The sequence below is a fragment of the Dehalococcoidia bacterium genome (genome assembly GCA_030018455.1).
Lineage (GTDB): Bacteria > Chloroflexota > Dehalococcoidia > DSTF01 > JALHUB01 > JASEFU01.
Map to the genome: position 1 here is coordinate 173,239 of JASEFU010000002.1, position 18,253 is coordinate 191,491.

The 18,253-nt window shown below is 65.9% G+C and carries 15 protein-coding genes; 9 read left to right on the forward strand and 6 right to left on the reverse strand.

Going from position 1 to position 18,253, the window contains the following annotated elements; all coding sequences use genetic code 11:
• Positions 1-198: 198 nt before the first annotated feature.
• Positions 199-1,662 (forward strand): CoA-binding protein, encoded by a 1,464-nt coding sequence (locus QME71_04300; protein ID MDI6857520.1) that lies wholly within the window; start codon positions 199-201, stop codon positions 1,660-1,662.
• Between the two features lie 97 nt (positions 1,663-1,759).
• On the forward strand, positions 1,760-3,571 hold the full coding sequence (locus QME71_04305; protein MDI6857521.1) for a cellulase family glycosylhydrolase: 1,812 nt from the start codon (positions 1,760-1,762) through the stop codon (positions 3,569-3,571).
• Between the two features lie 21 nt (positions 3,572-3,592).
• Here QME71_04305 and QME71_04310 read toward each other — a convergent pair whose 3' ends face one another.
• Positions 3,593-5,185, reverse strand: a complete 1,593-nt coding sequence (locus QME71_04310) for an ABC transporter substrate-binding protein (GenBank protein ID MDI6857522.1) — start codon at positions 5,183-5,185, stop codon at positions 3,593-3,595.
• A 47-nt stretch (positions 5,186-5,232) separates the two neighbouring features.
• Complete coding sequence (locus QME71_04315) at positions 5,233-6,843, reverse strand: ABC transporter substrate-binding protein (protein ID MDI6857523.1); 1,611 nt, start codon at positions 6,841-6,843, stop codon at positions 5,233-5,235.
• A 165-nt stretch (positions 6,844-7,008) separates the two neighbouring features.
• On the opposite strand from QME71_04315, the gene QME71_04320 reads away from it, so the two are divergent.
• On the forward strand, positions 7,009-8,016 hold the full coding sequence (locus tag QME71_04320) for a redoxin domain-containing protein (protein ID MDI6857524.1): 1,008 nt from the start codon (positions 7,009-7,011) through the stop codon (positions 8,014-8,016).
• 96 nt (positions 8,017-8,112) lie between these two features.
• Here the strand turns inward: QME71_04320 and QME71_04325 are convergent, their stop codons facing one another.
• The gene (locus QME71_04325; GenBank protein MDI6857525.1) at positions 8,113-8,979 is read right to left on the reverse strand and encodes a MaoC/PaaZ C-terminal domain-containing protein; all 867 of its coding nucleotides are present in this window, start codon (positions 8,977-8,979) and stop codon (positions 8,113-8,115) included.
• 212 nt (positions 8,980-9,191) lie between these two features.
• Positions 9,192-10,544 carry a hypothetical protein gene (locus tag QME71_04330; GenBank protein MDI6857526.1) on the reverse strand — a complete coding sequence of 451 codons (1,353 nt, stop codon included), beginning with the start codon at positions 10,542-10,544 and terminating at the stop codon, positions 9,192-9,194.
• 167 nt (positions 10,545-10,711) lie between these two features.
• On the opposite strand from QME71_04330, the gene QME71_04335 reads away from it, so the two are divergent.
• The 5 genes from QME71_04335 (at position 10,712) to QME71_04355 (ending at position 15,600) form a co-directional block, all read left to right on the forward strand.
• Positions 10,712-11,665 (forward strand): phosphotriesterase-related protein, encoded by a 954-nt coding sequence (locus QME71_04335; GenBank protein ID MDI6857527.1) that lies wholly within the window; start codon positions 10,712-10,714, stop codon positions 11,663-11,665.
• An 18-nt stretch (positions 11,666-11,683) separates the two neighbouring features.
• Positions 11,684-12,856 carry a serine hydrolase domain-containing protein gene (locus QME71_04340; protein ID MDI6857528.1) on the forward strand — a complete coding sequence of 391 codons (1,173 nt, stop codon included), beginning with the start codon at positions 11,684-11,686 and terminating at the stop codon, positions 12,854-12,856.
• Between the two features lie 61 nt (positions 12,857-12,917).
• The gene (locus QME71_04345; GenBank protein ID MDI6857529.1) at positions 12,918-13,781 is read left to right on the forward strand and encodes a 3-keto-5-aminohexanoate cleavage protein; all 864 of its coding nucleotides are present in this window, start codon (positions 12,918-12,920) and stop codon (positions 13,779-13,781) included.
• 74 nt (positions 13,782-13,855) lie between these two features.
• Entirely contained in the window at positions 13,856-14,704 is an 849-nt protein-coding gene (locus QME71_04350; GenBank protein ID MDI6857530.1) for an MBL fold metallo-hydrolase, read from the forward strand.
• 23 nt (positions 14,705-14,727) lie between these two features.
• A complete protein-coding gene (locus QME71_04355; protein MDI6857531.1) occupies positions 14,728-15,600 on the forward strand; it encodes an alpha/beta fold hydrolase in 873 nt (290 codons plus the stop codon).
• Here the strand turns inward: QME71_04355 and QME71_04360 are convergent, their stop codons facing one another.
• Both QME71_04360 and QME71_04365 read right to left on the reverse strand, forming a co-directional pair.
• The gene (locus QME71_04360; protein MDI6857532.1) at positions 15,601-15,777 is read right to left on the reverse strand and encodes a hypothetical protein; all 177 of its coding nucleotides are present in this window, start codon (positions 15,775-15,777) and stop codon (positions 15,601-15,603) included.
• Positions 15,778-16,062, reverse strand: coding sequence for a ferredoxin-thioredoxin reductase catalytic domain-containing protein (locus QME71_04365; GenBank protein MDI6857533.1), 285 nt, complete (start codon positions 16,060-16,062; stop codon positions 15,778-15,780). It lies immediately after the preceding gene.
• A 324-nt stretch (positions 16,063-16,386) separates the two neighbouring features.
• Between QME71_04365 and QME71_04370 the strand changes: the two genes are divergently transcribed.
• Positions 16,387-18,066: an ABC transporter substrate-binding protein gene (locus QME71_04370; protein ID MDI6857534.1), complete on the forward strand. Its 1,680-nt coding sequence runs from the start codon at positions 16,387-16,389 to the stop codon at positions 18,064-18,066.
• Positions 18,067-18,253 lie beyond the last annotated feature (187 nt).

Below are 18,253 nucleotides of genomic sequence, written 5' to 3' on the forward strand. Positions count from 1 at the left end.
TGGCCTCCGCGACGCGCTCGACCCTAGGCAGCGATGAGAGAACAGGAGAAAGGCTGCCGGAACGCGGCCTTTCTCCCCCCGCGTCCTTTTCCTTTCAAAGCGCCTCTCTGCTTATAATGGTCGTGCAGCCCCGACGGAGACCTTCAGGCAGGGGCAGCGTGATCCCGCCCACGTCAGATTTGAGGAAAGGTGACGGCGATGTCAGACAAGACCGCCCTCTCGGAGACCAGCGCCGGCAGTGATCTCGAAGCCCTCTTTCGACCGCAGAGCATCGCGGTCGTGGGGGCTTCTTCAAACGTGAGGAGCCAGGGCTACGAGTACGTCGAAGGGCTCGTCAAGTTCGGATTCCCGGGCCCGATCTACCCCGTCAACCCCAAGCTCGACGAGTTGCTCGGCCTGAAAGCGTACCCGCGCCTTCAGGACATCCCCGGCGGCGTCGACTTCGTGATTTCCGCCGTCCCCGCGAGCGCCGTCTTCGAACTCGTGGAAGGAGCGAAAGAGAAAGGGGTCAAGCTCATCCATTTCTTCACCGCCCGCTTCAGCGAGACCGGCCGCGCCGACGCCATCGAAATGGAGCGCGAGCTTCGGAAGAGAACGCAGGAAGCAGGTATCCGCGTCATCGGGCCGAACTGCATGGGACTGTATTACCCAAAGCAGCGCATCACCTTCGACCCCATGGTGCTGGAAGAGGAGCCCGGCAACATCGGCTTTCTATCGCAGAGCGGCAGCCACGCCTTCCGGGTCATCGGCAGGGGGAAGAACCGCGGACTGCGCTTCAGCAAGGTCATCAGCTACGGCAACGCCCTCGACTTGAATGAGGTCGATTTCCTCTACCACTTCGCCGATGACCCCGAGACGGAGATCATCGCGGCCTACATCGAAGGCCTGCGCGACGGCAAGCGCTTCTTCGAAGCGCTACGGTATGCGGCCTCCCGCAAGCCGGTGCTGGTGATGAAGGGCGGGCGTACCCCGGCCGGCCATGCCGCCGCCTCCTCACACACCGCAGCCCTCGCAAGCGAACGCTCGATATGGAGGGTCGCGGTCGAGCAGGCGGGCGCGCTCGAGGTCGCGAGCCTGAACGAGCTCATCGACCTGCTGGTGGCCTATCGCTGCGCGGGCCCGGTGAAGGGGCGGCGCGTCGCAGTGCTGGGCGGCGCCGGCGGCGGCACCGTCGAGGCGGCCGACCTCTGCGCCGAGGCCGGCCTTGAGCTAACGCCAGTTCCCCAGGAGATCAGGGAAGCCCTGCGCGACAAGCTCCCGCACGCTTGGGACTGGATCGGCAACCCGCTCGATGCGTCGATACTCGGCTGGGGGCCGCTGCGGGCGAACGAGATGGACATCCTGGGCATGATGGCGGCCCACCCCGCCTACGACGGCGTGCTGCTCAACTTCCACGTCGAGCGGGCGCTGCACCGCATGGGCCTGGAGAAGCTGCCCCCGGAAGCGATAGAGATGGTGGCGCGGCTGGGCAGGGACAACGATAAAGCGCTTGTCCTCGTCGTCGAGGAGCCGGAAGCGCGAGAGGAAGAGCGGGTGAGGGCTGTCCTCGAAGCGCGCGACCAGCTCGCGGCGGCGGGGCTCGCCGTCTACCCCGACATCGAGCGCGGCATCCGGGCGATGGGACGCTACGTGTCGTACGAGATGCAACGCGCGTCCCGCTGACGCGACACAGCCGGCGCACCGCGTTCTGCAACGTACGTTTTGCCCTGAGCCTCGTCGAGTCCGGCAGCAAGAAGACTTTCTGGCAAGGAGGCAGGATGTGACAGATAAAGGCCACGGCTTCAGCGCGCGCGACGGCTGGTTCATCGACCCGCAGGGACGGCATGCCATCCTGCGGGGCGTCAACCTCAGCGGCAGCTCTAAGGTGCCCTACACCCCCAACGGCGCTACCCACCTCGGCGCCGAAATCGAGGGCTGGCGGGACGTCAGCTTCATCGGGCGGCCGTTTCCGCTCGAGGAGGCGGACGAGCACCTGGGGCGCATCGCCCACTGGGGTTTCAACGTCCTGCGGCTGCTCGTCACCTGGGAGGCGATCGAGCACGCTGGCCCACGCCGATACGACGAGGCGTACCTCGACTACGCGCGCGAGGTGGTGAAGAAGGCGCGAGAGCACGGGCTGCTCGTCTTCATCGACCCCCACCACGACGTCTGGAGCCGCTGGACGGGCGGCGACGGCGCCCCCTTCTGGTGCTTTGAGTGGGCGGGCCTCCTGCCGGAGCGCTTTCTCGACGCCCAGGCGGTCGAGGTCGACGCCATCGACTGGCCGTACAACTACAACCGCGTCCCCATCGCGACCATGTGGACGCTGTTCTACGGCGGCGACACGTTTTGCCCCGGGCTTTCAGGCGTGCAGGAGCGCCTGCAATCGCACTACATCGACGCCATCTGCGCCCTCGCCGAGCGTCTCGCGGACCTCGATAACGTTCTCGGCTACGACACTTTGAACGAGCCCAGCGGCGGCTACATCGGCCGGGGGCAAGACCTGGCGGAGCCGCCTCCCGCTGTGGGTGGCCGCGGAGAGCGCCCTTTCTCCTGTCTCGACTACCTTGCCGCCGCCGACGGCCACACCATCACCGCTGCAAACGGCGCCGTCCTCAACCCGAACGGCGTTTCCATCTGGAAGGACGGCTGCCCGTGGCGGAAAGCGGGTGTGTGGGACGTGGATGGTAACGGGGAGCCGGTGTTACGTTCGCCGGAGCATTTCCAGCAGGCCGGGGGACGGACGGCGACGGCATGGGACTTCATGGTGCCGTTCATGCAGCGCTTCCGCGACTCGCTGCGGCGCGTCCATCCCGGCTGCTTCGTCTTCATCGAGGGGGCGCCGCGCGACATCAACACTCCCTGGGACGACCCCGACCCGCTGGTCTGCAACGCCCGCCACTGGTACGACGTCGTAACCCTTAGCACTCGCCGGTTCGACCCAAGCGCCTACCGTACGTTTTCCGGTGATGTCCTTTCCGGCGTAGAGCAGATCGCCGGGGAGTTCACGCGCCAGCTCGCGGTCATGCAGTCGATCTCTCGGGAGCGGATGGGCAATCCGCCGATGCTTCTGGGAGAGTTCGGCATCCCCTATGACATGAATGACGGCGAGGCCTATCGCACGGGCGACTACGGCGCTCAGGAGATCGCGCTGGACGCCAACTACCGCGCGCTGGAGGCGCTCCTGCTGAACTCCACGCAGTGGAACTACACGCCCGACAACACGCACGAGCACGGCGACCAGTGGAACAAGGAAGACCTCTCGATATGGAGCGCCGATGACGGCCGCGACCCGCGCGATCCTGACGCCGGCGGACGGGCCGTGCGCGCCTTCTGCCGTCCGTACGTCCGGTGGGCAGCGGGGCGCCCCCTGCGCATGGCGTTCGACCCCACAAGCAGCGTCTTCGAGGCATCGATCGAGAGCGACGCGCGGGCGGCGGGCCCAACGCTGGTCTACGCGCCGCGCCTGCACTATCCGGGCGGCCCGCAGGTAGAGGCTTCGAGCGGCACGGCCTTCTATGATGAAGCGACGCAGATGATAACGTGGAAGGGGCACTCAGGCACGGCTGAGTTGCGGTTGCGGCGAAAGTAGAAAAATGTGCCTCTGCGTCTCCTAGTCCTTGTCGATCCAGTAGTCGTACTTGAAGAGGCCGAACCCGTAGCAGGTCGGCGTGTAGCCCTTGATGTAGTCGTAGGCGCACCAGTGGCCGTACGGCTGGTAGAGGTGAAGCGTAGGCCCGTGCCGCTTCAGCACCAGCCTTTGCGCTTCCCACGCCAGCTTCTTCCGTTCCTCGTCGTCGATCGTTTGCTGCGCTTGGTCGAGGATGGCGTCCACCTCCGGATCGTCCACGCCCAGGTAGTTCCGGTCCGTGCGGGTATCGCCGTGGCTGTGGTGCGACTGCAGCGGTATCTCGTCCGTAATGTAGGGGTAGTGGGTGAAGACGGTGGTCTGGAAGTTGCCGAGCATCATGTTGGAGAGCCAGGCGCCGACCTCGCCGGCGTCGATGTCGATGGTGATGCCGGCCTCAGCCAGGTTGGCCTTGATAATCGCCGCCTGGTCGGGGAAATCGCTGTAGTTGCCGATGCTCAGCTTCAACCGCAGCCCTTCCTGCCCGGCAGCGGCGAGGAGCTGCTTCGCTTTCGCGACGTCCCGCTTGTAGGCCGCTTCCACCTCCTCCTTCGGCAGGGCGGTATCGAACGCCGGCGGCACGGGGCCCGCCAGCTCGCCGTCGCCGAACTGCAACCTGTCGATCATCGCCTTCCGGTCGAGCGCGATGTCGAAGGCCTCGCGCACGCGCTGGTCCTTCAAGGCGGGAGCGTTGTTGGCGTTCATGCGGAGACAGCCATAAGCGCGGTCGAGGTAGCGCGTGACGGTCGTGCCGGGAACGCCCCTGACAGCGTCGGCCTTCATTTTGTTGCTGGCAACATAGATGTCGATGGCGTTCGCGCGGTACGCCGCCTGAATCGACGCCTCGTCCGGTATGACCCTCAGACTGTGGCCATCAACGTAGGGGTAATCGTGATAGTAGAAGGGGTTGCGGACGACTTCGAGCCCTGTGTCCTGGCTGAACGAGCCGAGCATGAAGGGGCCCGTGCCGATAGCGTGGTTTGTGAGGTCGCCGAACTCCTCGACAGCCTCGACGGGGATGACGGCGCACATGCCCACGAGGTTCAGCAGGTAGGCGTACGGGTTCTTGGTGCGGGCGGTGAATGTGACGTCATCGGGCGCTTCGTACCTGTCGACCCACGTGTCCCAAGATTCACTGGCGCCGGGCATCGACTTCTCGCGGTCGACGCTATGGACGACGTCGGAGGCGACGAACGCTCGGCCGCTTGCGGGCGGGATGTCCTGGAAGCGCACGTCGGGGCGCAGGGTGAATATCCATTCCAGCCCGTCGACCACTTCCCACGAGGTTGCCAGGTCGCCCACCGTGCCCCGCCAGTCGGTGTGCTGGACAAGGACGCTGTAGAAGAGGCCGGCCAGCGGCGAGCCTGCCGCCGTCATGGGGTCGAGGCTGAGGAGCACCGTGCTTGCCCTGCGTATCGTTCCGCCTCGCTTCGGCTCTCCCTGTTCGGCCGGGACGGTTGCGGGCGGGCTTTCCTTCTCCTCGCCGCCGCAGCCCGCAAGCGCCATGCCGCCCGCGGCGATGGTTGTGGCGGCGCCGCCCAGAAAGGCCCTGCGTGACACCCTCGATCTGCCAAACATCTTCGGTACTCCTTCAGTCCTGGGTTCGCTCCCAACTCATCTTGACTCTAGCCTTTGTCCAGCCAGTAGTCATACTTGAAGAGGCCCAGGCCGAACGCGCTCGGCTGGAACCCCTTCAAATAGTCGCGCACACAAAGATAGGCGTAGGGCTGGTACAGGTGAAGCGTGGGGCCATGGCGCTTCAGGACGAGGCGCTCCGCCTCCCAGGCGATCTGCTTTCTCTCCTCGTCGTCCACGGTTTGCTGCGCCTTATCGAGCAGAGCATCCACGTCGGGGTCGTCCACGCCCAGGTAGTCGCGTTGCTCACGGGACGACCCCAGGCTGTGGTGCGACTGCAGGGGGATCTCGTCGGAGAGGAACTTGAGGTGAGAAAAGACGGTGGCCTGGAAATTGCCCAGCAGCATGTTGGCGAGCCACGTTCCGAGCTCCGCGGGCTGAAGGTTGACGTTGATGCCCGCTTCCGCGAGGTTGGCCTTGATGATCGCCGCCTGGTCGGGCATGTCGCCGTAGTTCCCCATGCTCAGGTCAATGCTCAGCTCGTCGTGGCCGGCCGCCGAGAGAAGCTGCCTGGCCCTGGCGACGTCCCGCTTGTAGGCCTGCTCGATCTCCTCTTTGGGCAAGGACGTGTCCCAGGCGGGAGGGACAGGGCCTGCAAGCTCTGCGTCGCCGAAGTGCAATCTGTCGATCATTGCGCGGCGGTCGAGCGCGATGTCGAAGGCCTCCCGAACGCGCGGGTCTTTGAACGGCTCGAACTTGACTGCGTTCAAGCGGATGCAGGCGTAGGCGCGGTCGAGAAACCGGTGAACGGCGACGCCCTTCACATCCTTTACGGCCTCGGCCTTAATCCGGTTGCTCGCGCCGTAGGTGTCGAGGGCGCCGGCGCGGAAGGCGGCCTGAATGGAGGCTTCATCGGACATGACGCGGACGCTGATGCCGTCGAGGTAGGGGAAATCATGGTAGTAGCCGGGGTTGCGCACCATCTCAAGCCCCTTGTCGCGGTCGAACTCCGACAGGACGTAGGGGCCGCTACCCAAAACGTGGTTGCGAAGGTCGCCGAACTGATCGACAGCCTCCATGCAAACGATGCCCGATATCGTGCTGCCGACCAGCGTGGGAAGGACGTATCCATAAGGGGTCTTAGTGCGCAGGACGAATGTGCTGTCGTCGGGCGCCTCGTACCGGTCAACCCACTGGTTCCACGTGCCCGTGACCGGCAGCGACCTGTAGCGGTCGATGCTCTTGACAACGTCCTCAGCGACAAGGCGGCGCCCGTTCGCGGGCGCGACGTCCTGGAAATTGACGTCCTGACGCAGCGAGAACACCCACTCGAGACCATCGACGATCTCCCACGACGTGGCGACGTCGCCCACGTTTCCCTGCCAGTCAGTAGCGTGCACGAGGTAGCTGTAGAAGTAGGGCGCTGTGCCAACCCCCTCCGTGGTCTGCGGGTCGAGGCTCAGTATGGTGGCCGTGATGGCGACGCGGAGAGTCCCGCCGCGCACGGGCTGGCCGGCAGGCGGGGTGTCCGTCCCGGAGACGGCCGGCTGTTCGGCGTCCTCGCCGCCGCAGGCCGCGAGAGCCAGGCCGCCCGTTCCGGCAGCAAGGGCACCCCCGAGGAGTCTCCGGCGCGTAAGCCTGGTATTCGATAGAGAGCGCATTGTTTTCCGTCCTTGCACTTTCGGGATCGCGCGTATTATATTGGGCCGCGTCGCTTCGGCCAACGGGTCAACGCGGGCCGGTGGATTCACGCATCTTTCACGGAACGGCGAGGAGCTTTTACGTCTGCTGTATGGCCCTCCGGTATTCTTGCAGAGAGGCACGCGATGACGCGCGAGACGCTGCATATCAGAGCGCCGGAGTTCCCGCCGGGCGCTACTTGGCTCCAGGGCGGGCCTTTGAGCATGACGGAACTTCGCGGCCGGCCCGTCCTGATCGATTTCTGGGACTACACCTGCATAAATTGCATCCGCACTCTGCCCTACCTGAGGGAGTGGCATAACCGCTATGCTCCGATGGGGCTCACGATCGTTGGGGTGCACTCTCCTGAGTTCAGCTTCGCGCGACAACGCGGCAACGTGGCCAGAGCGGTGCGGGAGATGGGGATCGAGTACGCAGTGGTGCTGGACAACGACTACCAGATATGGCAGGCCTACACCAACCGCTACTGGCCGGCGAAGTACCTGATCGATAAGGACGGCTACATCCGGTTCTACCACTTCGGCGAGGGGGCATACGCTCAGACGGAGGAGAACCTGCAGGCGCTGCTCCTGGAAGCGTCGCCGGGACTGGAGCTGCCGGAGGTGATGGCGCCGGTGCGCCCGGAAGACGGGCCGGGAGCCGTCTGCTACCGGGTTACGCCGGAGCTGTACCTGGGGTACGAGCGCGGGCGCATCGGCAACGTAACCGACCTGCAGGCAGACCGTCCGTCGCGTTACCGCGACGCCGGGCGCCACGTGGAAGGCTTCGCCTACCTGGACGGTGACTGGCTTCTGGCGAGCGAAAGCCTGGAACGCCCCCCGGGGTCAGAGGGCCGGAGCAAGCTGACCATGCGCTACATGGCGAAAGAGGCAAACCTGGTCATGCATCCGCCGCCGGCGCCGCCCGGCGAGGTGGAGCTGTTGCAGGACGGCAACCCGCTGTCGGAGATGGCAGCGGGGCCGGACGTGCAGCGCGAAGGCGGTCGCACGTTTGTGGTGGTAGACGAGCCGCGGATGTATGAGCTGGTGAAGAACGATGACATCGGCGCGCACGAGCTTACGCTCGTCACCGAGAGCGACGGCATCCGTCTGTTCGCCTTTACGTTCGTGAGTTGCATGGCTGAGGCCGCGTAGCGCGCGGGGACTCCCGGGCGCCACTTCCGAGCAGGCTTGCCCCGGCCGCGAACAGGACGCCTGCGCTGCTGCCGGCCGCCGCGCGTCAGTGCCCCATCATGCCTGATCCCTGAAGATGGCGACGCCGTTCTTGACTGCCGGCTCGCCGCGGGCGTTCAGTACCTCGAAGAACGCCGTTTCGCATCCATCCTGCGACGCCGATACTTTTTCGCAGACGACGCGGATTGCGCTGCCGGGGATTACCATTGCCCGGAACTGTCCCGCCAGGCGCGCCAGCCGCGCCGGATCACCGCCCGCGACACGGTTAACGAGCTCGCGCGCCGCCAGCGCCATCGTCAGGCTTCCCTGCACGATGATGTCAGGCAGCCCTGCCGCCAGCGCGAAGCGACGCTCGGTGTGGATAGGGTTCCAGATGTCGGCGCACTCGGTGTAGACGTGGGTCGCCTCTCTTGCGATGGCGATCTCCGCCGTCCAACCTGTCTCCCCGTCGGCGATGCGCTCCGGCAGCGGCGGCGTCTCCTCCAGCGTCACCTCTTCGCCGTCGGTGCGCGCGCCGCGAATGATCGCGCCGTCGTCCACCGTCGCCACCAGCGCGCCCGCCGCATCTCGCATCTGATAGCGGGTAAGGAGGTAGACCCCCGGTGGTATCTGGCGCACCGCTATCCGCCTGCCCTGCACCGTGAGCGTATCGCCGGCGCGTATCGCTCTCTCCCAACGGAGATCGGTGGCGGCATGGACGCCGCGTATCGGGGGAGCTGTGCCCTGGTACACGCCCGGCATGTTGCGGCTGTTCCACTGCAACGAGTAGACGAGGCAGGGCGGCGCAAGAACGCCCTCGGGGGCATCGTCATTGAAATAGCGGGGGTTAAAGTCGCCAACGCCGGCCGCGTACGCCTGCGCCACGCGCACCGTGATCTCGTACGTGCGCGCCACCGTCAGGCACCCCGCGGATGCCGTCGGCACAACCCACTCATTGCCGGGCTCCATTCCTGTATTGCCCCGTTTCCAGTGCGAACAATGCAAAGGTCTGCAGAAGAAGCCGCTGTCGGCGGCAATAACCTAGCACGGCGTCGAGAACGTGTCCAGCGATGCCGCGTCGGGCGGCGGCGCCAGCGGGCCACGCGACCGGGCGCGTCGAGGGTAAGGCCGGCTTGGGAGGCGTTAAGCGGCCGCGGCTACTCGCAGGGCCTGAGGCTTACGTTGACGATCTCCTCGTCTCCGTCGGCCGTGAGGTGCCTTGAGAGCGACCCCGTCACCTTCGCCTCCAGGATGGCGGGATCGGTTTCCCCGTCCACGCGGGCACGCAGCAGGGCCCACGACGTCCCGCGCTCCTGCACCCGCAGCTCCCGCAGGTCGCGCACACCTTCGAGGGCGTCCAGCACCTCCGCCGTGTCGAGCGGACCCTGCGCCTTCTCGACCCGCAGCTCAATCGATTGGAAACCGCCGTTGGAGGAAGGCGCTGGGGCCGGGCCGCCGACCTGCACCAGTTGCAGGCTCGCTTGCAGACGGCTCACCACTGCCGACAGCTCCTCCATTGCCGGCAAGATGGATGCGAGCGCTTCCTGGCTGCGGGCCGCGGCCAGCTTTATCTGCTCCATCTCACTGATGACGGTGGCGATGCGCCCGCTGAGCGAGGCTTCCTCCTCCGCCTGTGTGGCCGCGACGGTTTCGCCTCTTGCGGGGATGCTCCACCCTTCTTTGCTTGCGGCTTTCGTCATAACCTCTCTCCCCTCCTCTTTCAACGACCCGCCGTTTTCTTTGCCCGTCCGGGCATGCATTGGTGACCTTCTGCCCCGGCCCGTCGGCTCGAGGCGTTGGGTCTGCTGGGGCGGACGCCCCTTGTCGAGCAGGCGCACGCTCGCCCTTAGCTCGGCGAGCGCCGCCTTGTCCAGCGTCTTCCTGTTGCGCAGCACCCTGTCGCACGACTCCTGGCCCGCCTCCGACCACAGCCAGTCGACAAGCAGGGCGTCGTGTTTCTCGCCGGCGCGCAGCGCCTTCAGCGCCTGAGGGATGCGCGCTTTCGGGGCGCCTCGCCAGTCCCGCGTTAGCTCATCGAATTCCTCTGCCAGCGCCAGCACCTGTCCCTCTATGGGCGGTTCCTTGCCGCGCTTTGAAAGCGGCTGGCTATCGTCATACCCCGGACGCAGCCCGTGCAGGACGTTTGTCGCTATCTGGAGCCAGCGCCACGTCCAGAGCTTCTCTTCCCACAGCGCTGCCTCCTGGCGTCGCCCCGCGGGTCCCGGCAGCGGGACGGGAGCGACCCGAGACAGCGCCGAGAGGAAGGCAGAGGCGCGTATCGCGGCGGTGTTCCACTCCGACAGGCCGAGGAACGAGGCCATGTCGTCGCCCAGTTCTGCCACCCGCGAGTAGCGCTCCCAGGCGGCGGGCTCCTGATCGTAAAAGGTGACGCACAGCTTCTGAAGCCAGCGGACGTCGCGGGACGGCTTGAGACGCCACTGCTGAAGGAGCAAGGCAAGCCTGGCTACCGGGTCGTCGACTGTTGGGGCGGCTCGTTGTTCAGCGACCATCCACAGAGTCTCCTCTCCCCATTTACCTCTTATACAATCGGCAATAGGGCCGGATCGTGAACGGGCCGCGCTCTGGAGCGAGGCGGGCAGCCGGTGTTAGCATAATGCCGCTGGACCAGCAGGGACTATCCGTTTCCGGGTCGAGGCAACAGAAGGCGAGGAACGAGATGACCACCGTCCGTACAGTGAAAGGCCCCCTGGACGCCAGCGAGTTGGGGAGCGCCCTGACCCACGAGCACATCGTCACCGGCTCCGCGGGCATGGAACGCTACCCCGGCCTCTTCAACGCGAAGGAAGCGGTCGAGTGGGGCATCGAGGCGCTGTCGCAGGCCAAGCGGGACGGCATCGATACGGTGATCGACGTGACGACGGTTGACCTTGGCCGCCAGATAGACATAATCCAGCAGGTGGCGGAGAGGTCGCCGGTGAACGTCATCGCCTGCACGGGCGTCTATCGCTGGGTGCCGCCGCCCCTCTGGGGCTTCGATCCCGACGGCCTGGCTGAGCTCTTCTTGCGTGAGATCGAGGACGGCATCGAGGGGACGGACGTGCGGGCGGGCATTATAAAGATCGCCTGGGACGAGGAAGCGCTCGCCCCGTTGCTGCGCCCGCGGTTCGAGACGATTGCTCGCGCGGCCGCCCGCGCCTCGAAGAAGGGGGGCGTGCCCATCTCCTGCCACACGCTTGCCGCCGCCCGCCTCGGCGAGCCGCTGCTCGACATCCTCGAGGAGGAAGGGGTTGCGCCGGGCGCAGTCTACCTGGGTCACAGCAACGATACGAGCGATCTCGACTACCTACTGGGGCTGGCGAAGCGCGGCGCCGTTTTGGGAATGGACCGCTACTTCGCGGGAGTCGTCCCGTCCTGGCGCGAGCGCTCCGCCTGCGTCAAGGCGCTGGTCGAGGCCGGCTACGGAGAGCAGGTCTGCCTCTCGCACGACCACGCGGCCTACGGCCTGTGGGCATCGCCGCCCAACCGCGACCCATCCACGTACTCGTTCGTCCCTGCGCGCGTCCTGCCGTGGCTGAGGGAGAACGGCCTCACGGAGGACCAGATTGAGGGGATTATGGTGCGGGCGCCGCGGCGCATGTTCGAGGAGGCGGCGTCGCAGCTTTCGAGATAAGACTGGAGGAGGGACGGGATGATTGACGACAAGTACCTTGCGTCGCGACCGGAGGAGGTGGGGATCGATAGCGAGAAGCTGGAGAAGGTGTTCGCCCGCGCCAAACGCGACGTCGACCAGGGGGTGCTGCCGAGCGCCCAGGTCGCGGTCGCGCGGCGGGGGAAAGTGGCCGGCGTCCGCACCTTCGGCAGCGCTGTCCAGGGCGGCGCGGAGAAGCCGGCGACCAACGAGACGCTGTACTGCATCTTTTCCTGCACGAAGGCGATGGTGGCCGCCGCCGTCTGGAAACTGCTCGAGGAGGAGCTGCTGCGGCTCGACGAGCGCGTGGCCGACATAATACCGGAGTTCGGGACGAACGGGAAGGACGTGATAAGGGTCGAGCACGTGCTCCTGCACATCGCCGGCTTCCCGTACGCGCAGTACATTCCCACCTGGCCCGATGACCGCTCGCGTCTCCTCAAGGCGTTCGCGGAGTGGAAGCTGGAGTGGGAGCCGGGAAGCCGCTGGGAGTACCACCCCACGTCGGCGCATTGGGTCCTCTCGGAGATTATCGAGCGCCGCACCGGCGTCGACTATCGCGCCTTCATCCGCGAGCACATCCTCGATCCTGCGGGGGCGCGCGAGTTGTTTATCGGCCTGCCGCCGGAGCACGACGGGCGCGTGGCGGACGTGATGCACGTCGGCGAGCCGGTGCCGCCGCCCGGCGGGTGGCGCGGCGTGACGCCCGACGCCATTCTCTCCTTCAACCGGCCGGAGGCGCGGCGGGTGGGCATCCCCGGCGGCGGCGGCATCGCCAGCGCGGCCGAGCTTGCCCTCTTCTACCAGCCGCTGGTCAACGGCGGCGAGACGGTCGACGGCAAGCGTCTGCTCAAGCCGGAGACGATCGAGTTCGCGACAACGGTGCGGACCACGGACCGACACCGCGACCCGGTGACGGACGTGCCGGTGAACCGCGGCCTCAGCATAATCGTCGGCGGCAGCGACGGGAACGCGTACCTGCGCGGCTTCGGACGGGTGGGCTGCGAGCGCGCTTTCGGGCACGGCGGCGCCGGCGGCCAGGTCGCTTGGGGCGACCCGGAGACGGGGATATCGGTGGGTTATTGCACGAACGGCTTCGTCGACTGGATGACGCAGGGGCGGCGCGTCACGGCGATATCCAGCCTTGCGGCCTCCTGCGCCGTCGAGGGCTGAGCCGCGCTATCGGGGAAAGGAGAGAGACCAAGCCCCTCGGCCGGGGAAAGGAGAGGAGCACGTGGAGAAGGTGATCATCAGCGCCGCGCTGGCCGGGGCCGCCACGCGAAAAGAGCAGAACCCCGCGGTCCCGTATACGCCTCAGGAGTTCGCGGAAGAGTCCTACAAATGCTGGAAGGCCGGCGCGGCCATCGTCCACATTCATGTCCGGGACCCGAAGACCGGCGCTCCCACCGCCGACATCCCGCAGATCCGGGAGACGATCGACGCCATTCGCAACCGCTGCCCTGAGCTGATCATCAACATGAGTTCGGCCATCGGGGCGTGGGGAATCACGCCGGAGCAGCGGATCGCTCCGATCGTGGAAATGAAGCCGGAGATGGCCTCTCTCAACACCAACTCCATGAACTTCGCCATTGCCGATCACAAGACCGGGAAGATTTACGGCGAGAGCATCTTCGAGAACACCTTCAAGATGCTCGTCGATTTCGCCGTCGCCATGAGGGAAAACGGCGTCAAGCCGGAATGCGAAGCGTACGATTTCGGGGGCATCTACAACGTACTTCTGGTCAGGAAGCAGGGGATCTTCGTCGAGCCCCTGCACTTCCAGCTCGTCTTCGGAGTCGCGGGCGGCGTCCCCTTTTCCCCCATGAACATGGTCCACATGCAGAGCCTCTTGCCCGAGGGAGCGACCTGGTCCACGTGCGGCGTCGGTCCCAATCAGTTCCCCGCCGCGATCATGGCGTCCATCATGGGTGGTCACATCCGGGTGGGACTGGAGGACAACATCCGCGTCCCCGGGGGGAGGCTGGCGAAGGGCAGTTGGGAGCAGGTGGAAGTGGCAAGGCGGATCGCTGAGCTGGCCGAGCGCGAGATCGCCAGCACCGATGAGACAAGGGAGATGCTGGGCCTCAGGCGTCGGTGAGAGGATTCTCTGCAGCGGGAACGCCTGTCGTCGACGGCATCGTCACGCACTTGTAGTATCGAAGGAGGACCGCGATGAAAGCGCCGCGCGAATGGGAAACCGGGCTCGTGGAGGTGGCCGACGGTGTCTTCGCTTACGTCCAGGCGACGGGCGGCTACTGCATCAGCAACGCCGGCCTGATCCTGGGGGACGACGACGCGCTTATCGTCGATACCCTTTTCACCCCGTCGATGAACCGCGCTTTCCGGGCCGCCGTCCGCCGCGTTACAAAGAAGGCGCCGCGGCAACTCGTCCTTACTCACCACCATATCGACCACACGCTCGGCAACTGCCTCTATCCGGAGTGCCGCATCATCTCCCACGCGAAAGCGCGCGTCGAAATCGAGCGCTTCGGGCTGCCCGACTACTTTCTGCAGATGGTGCCGCAGTTCTGTGACGAGATCCGCGACGTTCCGGTGCGTCTTCCCGATGTCACGTTCGAGGGGTCGATGACGTTCCACCTCGGCGGGCGGCGCGTCGAGCTGCTGCACTTCGGGACGGCGCACACGGTCGGGGACATCGCCGTCTGGTTGCCGGAGGAGCGCGTCCTCTTTGCCGGCGACCTCGCGTTCTTCTGGGTCACGCCCGTCGCCTTCGAGGGGCACATCAGCAAGTGGATTCGCGTCATCGACCGCCTGCTGGAGATGGAGATCGACGCCGTCGTTCCCGGGCACGGCCCCGTGGGCGGCCTCGACGACCTGCGTTCGGTGCGCCGGTACCTGGCGCTGGTGCGGCGACAGGCGCGGCGGGCGTATAACCGGGGCCTTGATGAGCGGGAGGCGGCGCAGGGGCTGCGCCTGGGCGAATTCGCGTCGTGGGGCGAGCCGGAGCGGGCGCGGGTTAACATCCACCGGCTGTACAGCGAATTCCGCCACGAAATCTAGTCCCCGGCCTCGAGGGACGGACAATGGAACGAAGAGTCGAGTACTATTCGCAGGGGGCGCGCATCAGCGCCGTCCTCTACACGCCGGACGGCGCGCCTGCCGGCGAGCGGCTGCCCGCCGTGCTCCTATGCCACGGCTTTACCGGCATCAAAGAGCTCATCCTCCCCGACTACGCCCGCCGCTTCGCCGCCGCCGGCTACGCCGCCCTCGCCTTCGATTACCGCGGCTTCGGCGAGAGCGAGGGCGAGCGCGGACGCCTCATCCCCCTGGAGCAAGTGGCCGACATCCGCAACAGCATCACTTTCCTCGAGACGCAGGACGAAGTCGACCCGCAGCGCATCGCCCTCTGGGGCACGAGCTTCGGCGGCGCGAACGTCATCTACGTCGCCGGCATCGATCCGCGCCCGAAGTGCGTCGTGGCGCAGGTGGGCTTCGGCGACGGCCGCCGCATGCTCTCGCGCGCGACGCCGGAGCAGCGGGCGCTCGTCGACCAGGTAATCGCCGCCGACCGCCGCCAGCGCGTGCTAACCGGCCACGGCGCGAAGATCGACCCCTTCCTCGTCTTGAGCGACCCCGATTCCGTTGCCTTCTTCAACGAGGCGTCGAAGGCCCTGCCGCAGCTCAAGACCGAGATAACGCTCGAGACGGCGGAGGCGACGCTGGAGTACAGCCCGGAGGAGGTCGTCGAGCGAATCGCGCCGCGCGCCCTGCTGCTCATCGCCGCCGAACGCGACGAGACGACACCCGCCGACGAGTTCCGAGCGGTCTACGAGCGGGCGCTGGAGCCGAAGAAGCTCGTCGTCATTGAGGGGATACGCCACTACGAGGTCTATTCAGGGGACGGCTTCGAGCGCTCCGTGCGCGAGGCGCTGGACTGGTTCGAGCGCTATCTGTAGTCAGGCCTGCTCTCTGTGGCCCTTGTGCAGGTCGTGGCCGCGCCTTTCTTCCACGCGGTGCATCGCGCGGCCCTTATCGGGGTGCGGGTCCAGTATGACGCCGTATATCTCGCGGCCCTCGTGTCCCTCCGGCAGGTGCTCTGTTATCGGAAGACCTTCCGAATTACAGAACAGCATTCAGTGGCAGTACTTGAAGCGCTGCATCTCCTCGCAGGGACACGACCACACGCTCGACTTCGCCTCCTCCGCCTTGTCCTCGTAGAAGTTGCAGGGGCAAAGCGGGCGGCCCACCTCGTCGATGTGTTTGGCGAGACCGATTACGAGGTACTCCGTGATCGCGGGGTCGGGGTGCAGGTAAGCGCCGGCCTTTTCGGCGTAGCGTTCCGCGAACCGTCGCATCTTCTCGACGTTCGCCGCCGACGCCTGCATGCGGTCTTTCTCCGTCGGGCGCTCGATGGCCAAGTGTCTCTCCTTCTGATTCTACCGTCCAGTCTAAAGAACCCTACACGCTCGTTCAACCGATATCGGCTGGCCGGAGTCGCCGGCAAAAGGGGGAGCCCTGAGGGGGAATTGTCCCCCTCAGGCAGGGGTTTCAGGGGATGTGCCCCTGAGAGGCAAGACGCTTGTGGGCGGGTGGGTGGGAAGAAAAGCGTTTATGTTGACGGCCGCGGCAGCGAACACAGCAGGGCGGCGATAGCCTCTCCCACCATTGACCCTCACGTCTGTGAGAGTATACTTGCCCGTAAGTCCGGCCTTTCGAGCAGCGGAAGACAAAGGAGGATTACCATGGAGTCTTCCCCGTACTGGCGTCGTTTTTCTGAGCAACGTCTTTCCCGGAGGAGGGCGCTTAAGGCGGGGCTTGTCGGGCTTGGGGGAGCAGGCGTCGCCCTTGCTGGCTGCGGCGGCGGCGAAGAAGAGCCCGCAGCGGAAGGGACGCCGGCGCCCGAGGGGACGGCCACGCCACGCCCTTACGGCACGCCGCGATACGGAGACCGCCTCATCCTCGGCCTGAGCGCCGACCCCGGCGGTCTCGACCCTCACCTCTGCGTCACGTGCTACTGGGTCGCGGGCAACATCCACGGCTTCATGTACAGCGTCGACATCCGCGATCAGAGCACGCAGCTCCAGATGGCAGAAAGCTACGAACGCGTCGACGAGGTCACGTACATCTGGAAGCTCAAGCCGGGGATCAAGTTCCATGATGTCGACCCGACGTTCGGCCGCGAAGTCGTGGCCGATGACATCGTCTACAGCATGACGCGACGCCGCGACGACCCGGCCTCGCAAAACGATAAGCAACTGCTGCGCGACTTCACCGCCAGCTTCGAGGCGACCGACAAGTACACCTTCCAGTTGGTAACCACGCGCCCCTACGCGCCCGCCTACGACGAGATCGGCAACCCCAGCTACGCCATCGTGCCGCACGAGGCGGTCGAGAAGTGGGGCGACCTCCAGCACCACGCCGTCGGCTGCGGCGCCTTCATACTGCGCGATTTCGTCAAGGCAGAGAAGGTCATCCTCGACAGGAACCCCGACTTCTACATGAAAGGCCTGCCTTACACCGACGGCCGCGATTGGATCATCGTGACCGATCCCTCAACCCTGCTGCAGGCGTTCAAGACCAAGCAGCACGACTACACGACCGCCGCCCTCGACAAGCTGAAGGTGCAGGACCTCAAGAAGATAGAAGGCGTCATCGTTCGCGAGTCGGACAACTTCTGGCACCCGACGCTGCTCCTGCGCGTCGACAGGCCCCCCTTCGTGGACAAGCGAATGTGGGAGGCGGTCGACCTGGCGGTAGACCGGCAGGACCTGATCGACAAGATCGCGTTCGGCGACGGCAAGTTCGCCGGGCCGATAGTCGCCGACCTCAAGTACTGGGCGCTGCCCCAGGAAGAACTGCGCGAGTTCTACAAGGTCGACCTCCAGAAGGCAAAGCAGCTCATGGAGGCGGCCGGCTACGGCGACGGCGTCACCGTCGATGTGCCGGTGGAGAACGTCACCAACATGGCCAAGTACGCCGAGGTGGTCAAAGAGCACCTCGCGAAGATCGGGATCAACTGCAACCTCCAGCTCAAAGAGCTCGGCGTCTACCTGGCGCAGCATTTGTACCAGGGCAACTTCCAGATGACCTGGTACATAAACCTCCCCTACGTCGAGCCCGATAGGCCGCTGGGCAACTGGTTCAGTAAGGGCGCCGCCGGCTTCAACTTCGCTGGCTACAACAACCCCGAAATGGACGAATGGGTGTGGAAGGAGCGCTCGGAGTTCGACCCTGAGAAGCGGCGGGAAATCATACATGAGGCCCAGCGCGCAATGATGCGCGAGCACGGCCCGCAGATCAACACCACGACCTCGCAGGGCTGGGTCGCCTACTGGGACTGGGTCCACGGGCCGGAGACCTCGGCGGGTATGGGGAGCTGGGGCTGGCTGGGCGTCGATACGTACCTGACGGACCGGCACTAGGCGGCGGCGGGAGAACGTAGCGCGAGGCATCGCTCCTCGTCGCGGCGGCTGGCCGTTGCCCTGCGCTAAGAGCTGAGGCTTCTCGCGCCACCGTTGTCTGCGGCGGTGGACGGGGTCCTGACTGCGGCGCTTCTCGGAGACCAGGGCGCCTCCGCTTTTCAACGCACGGGGGCCGAGGGCATCGCAT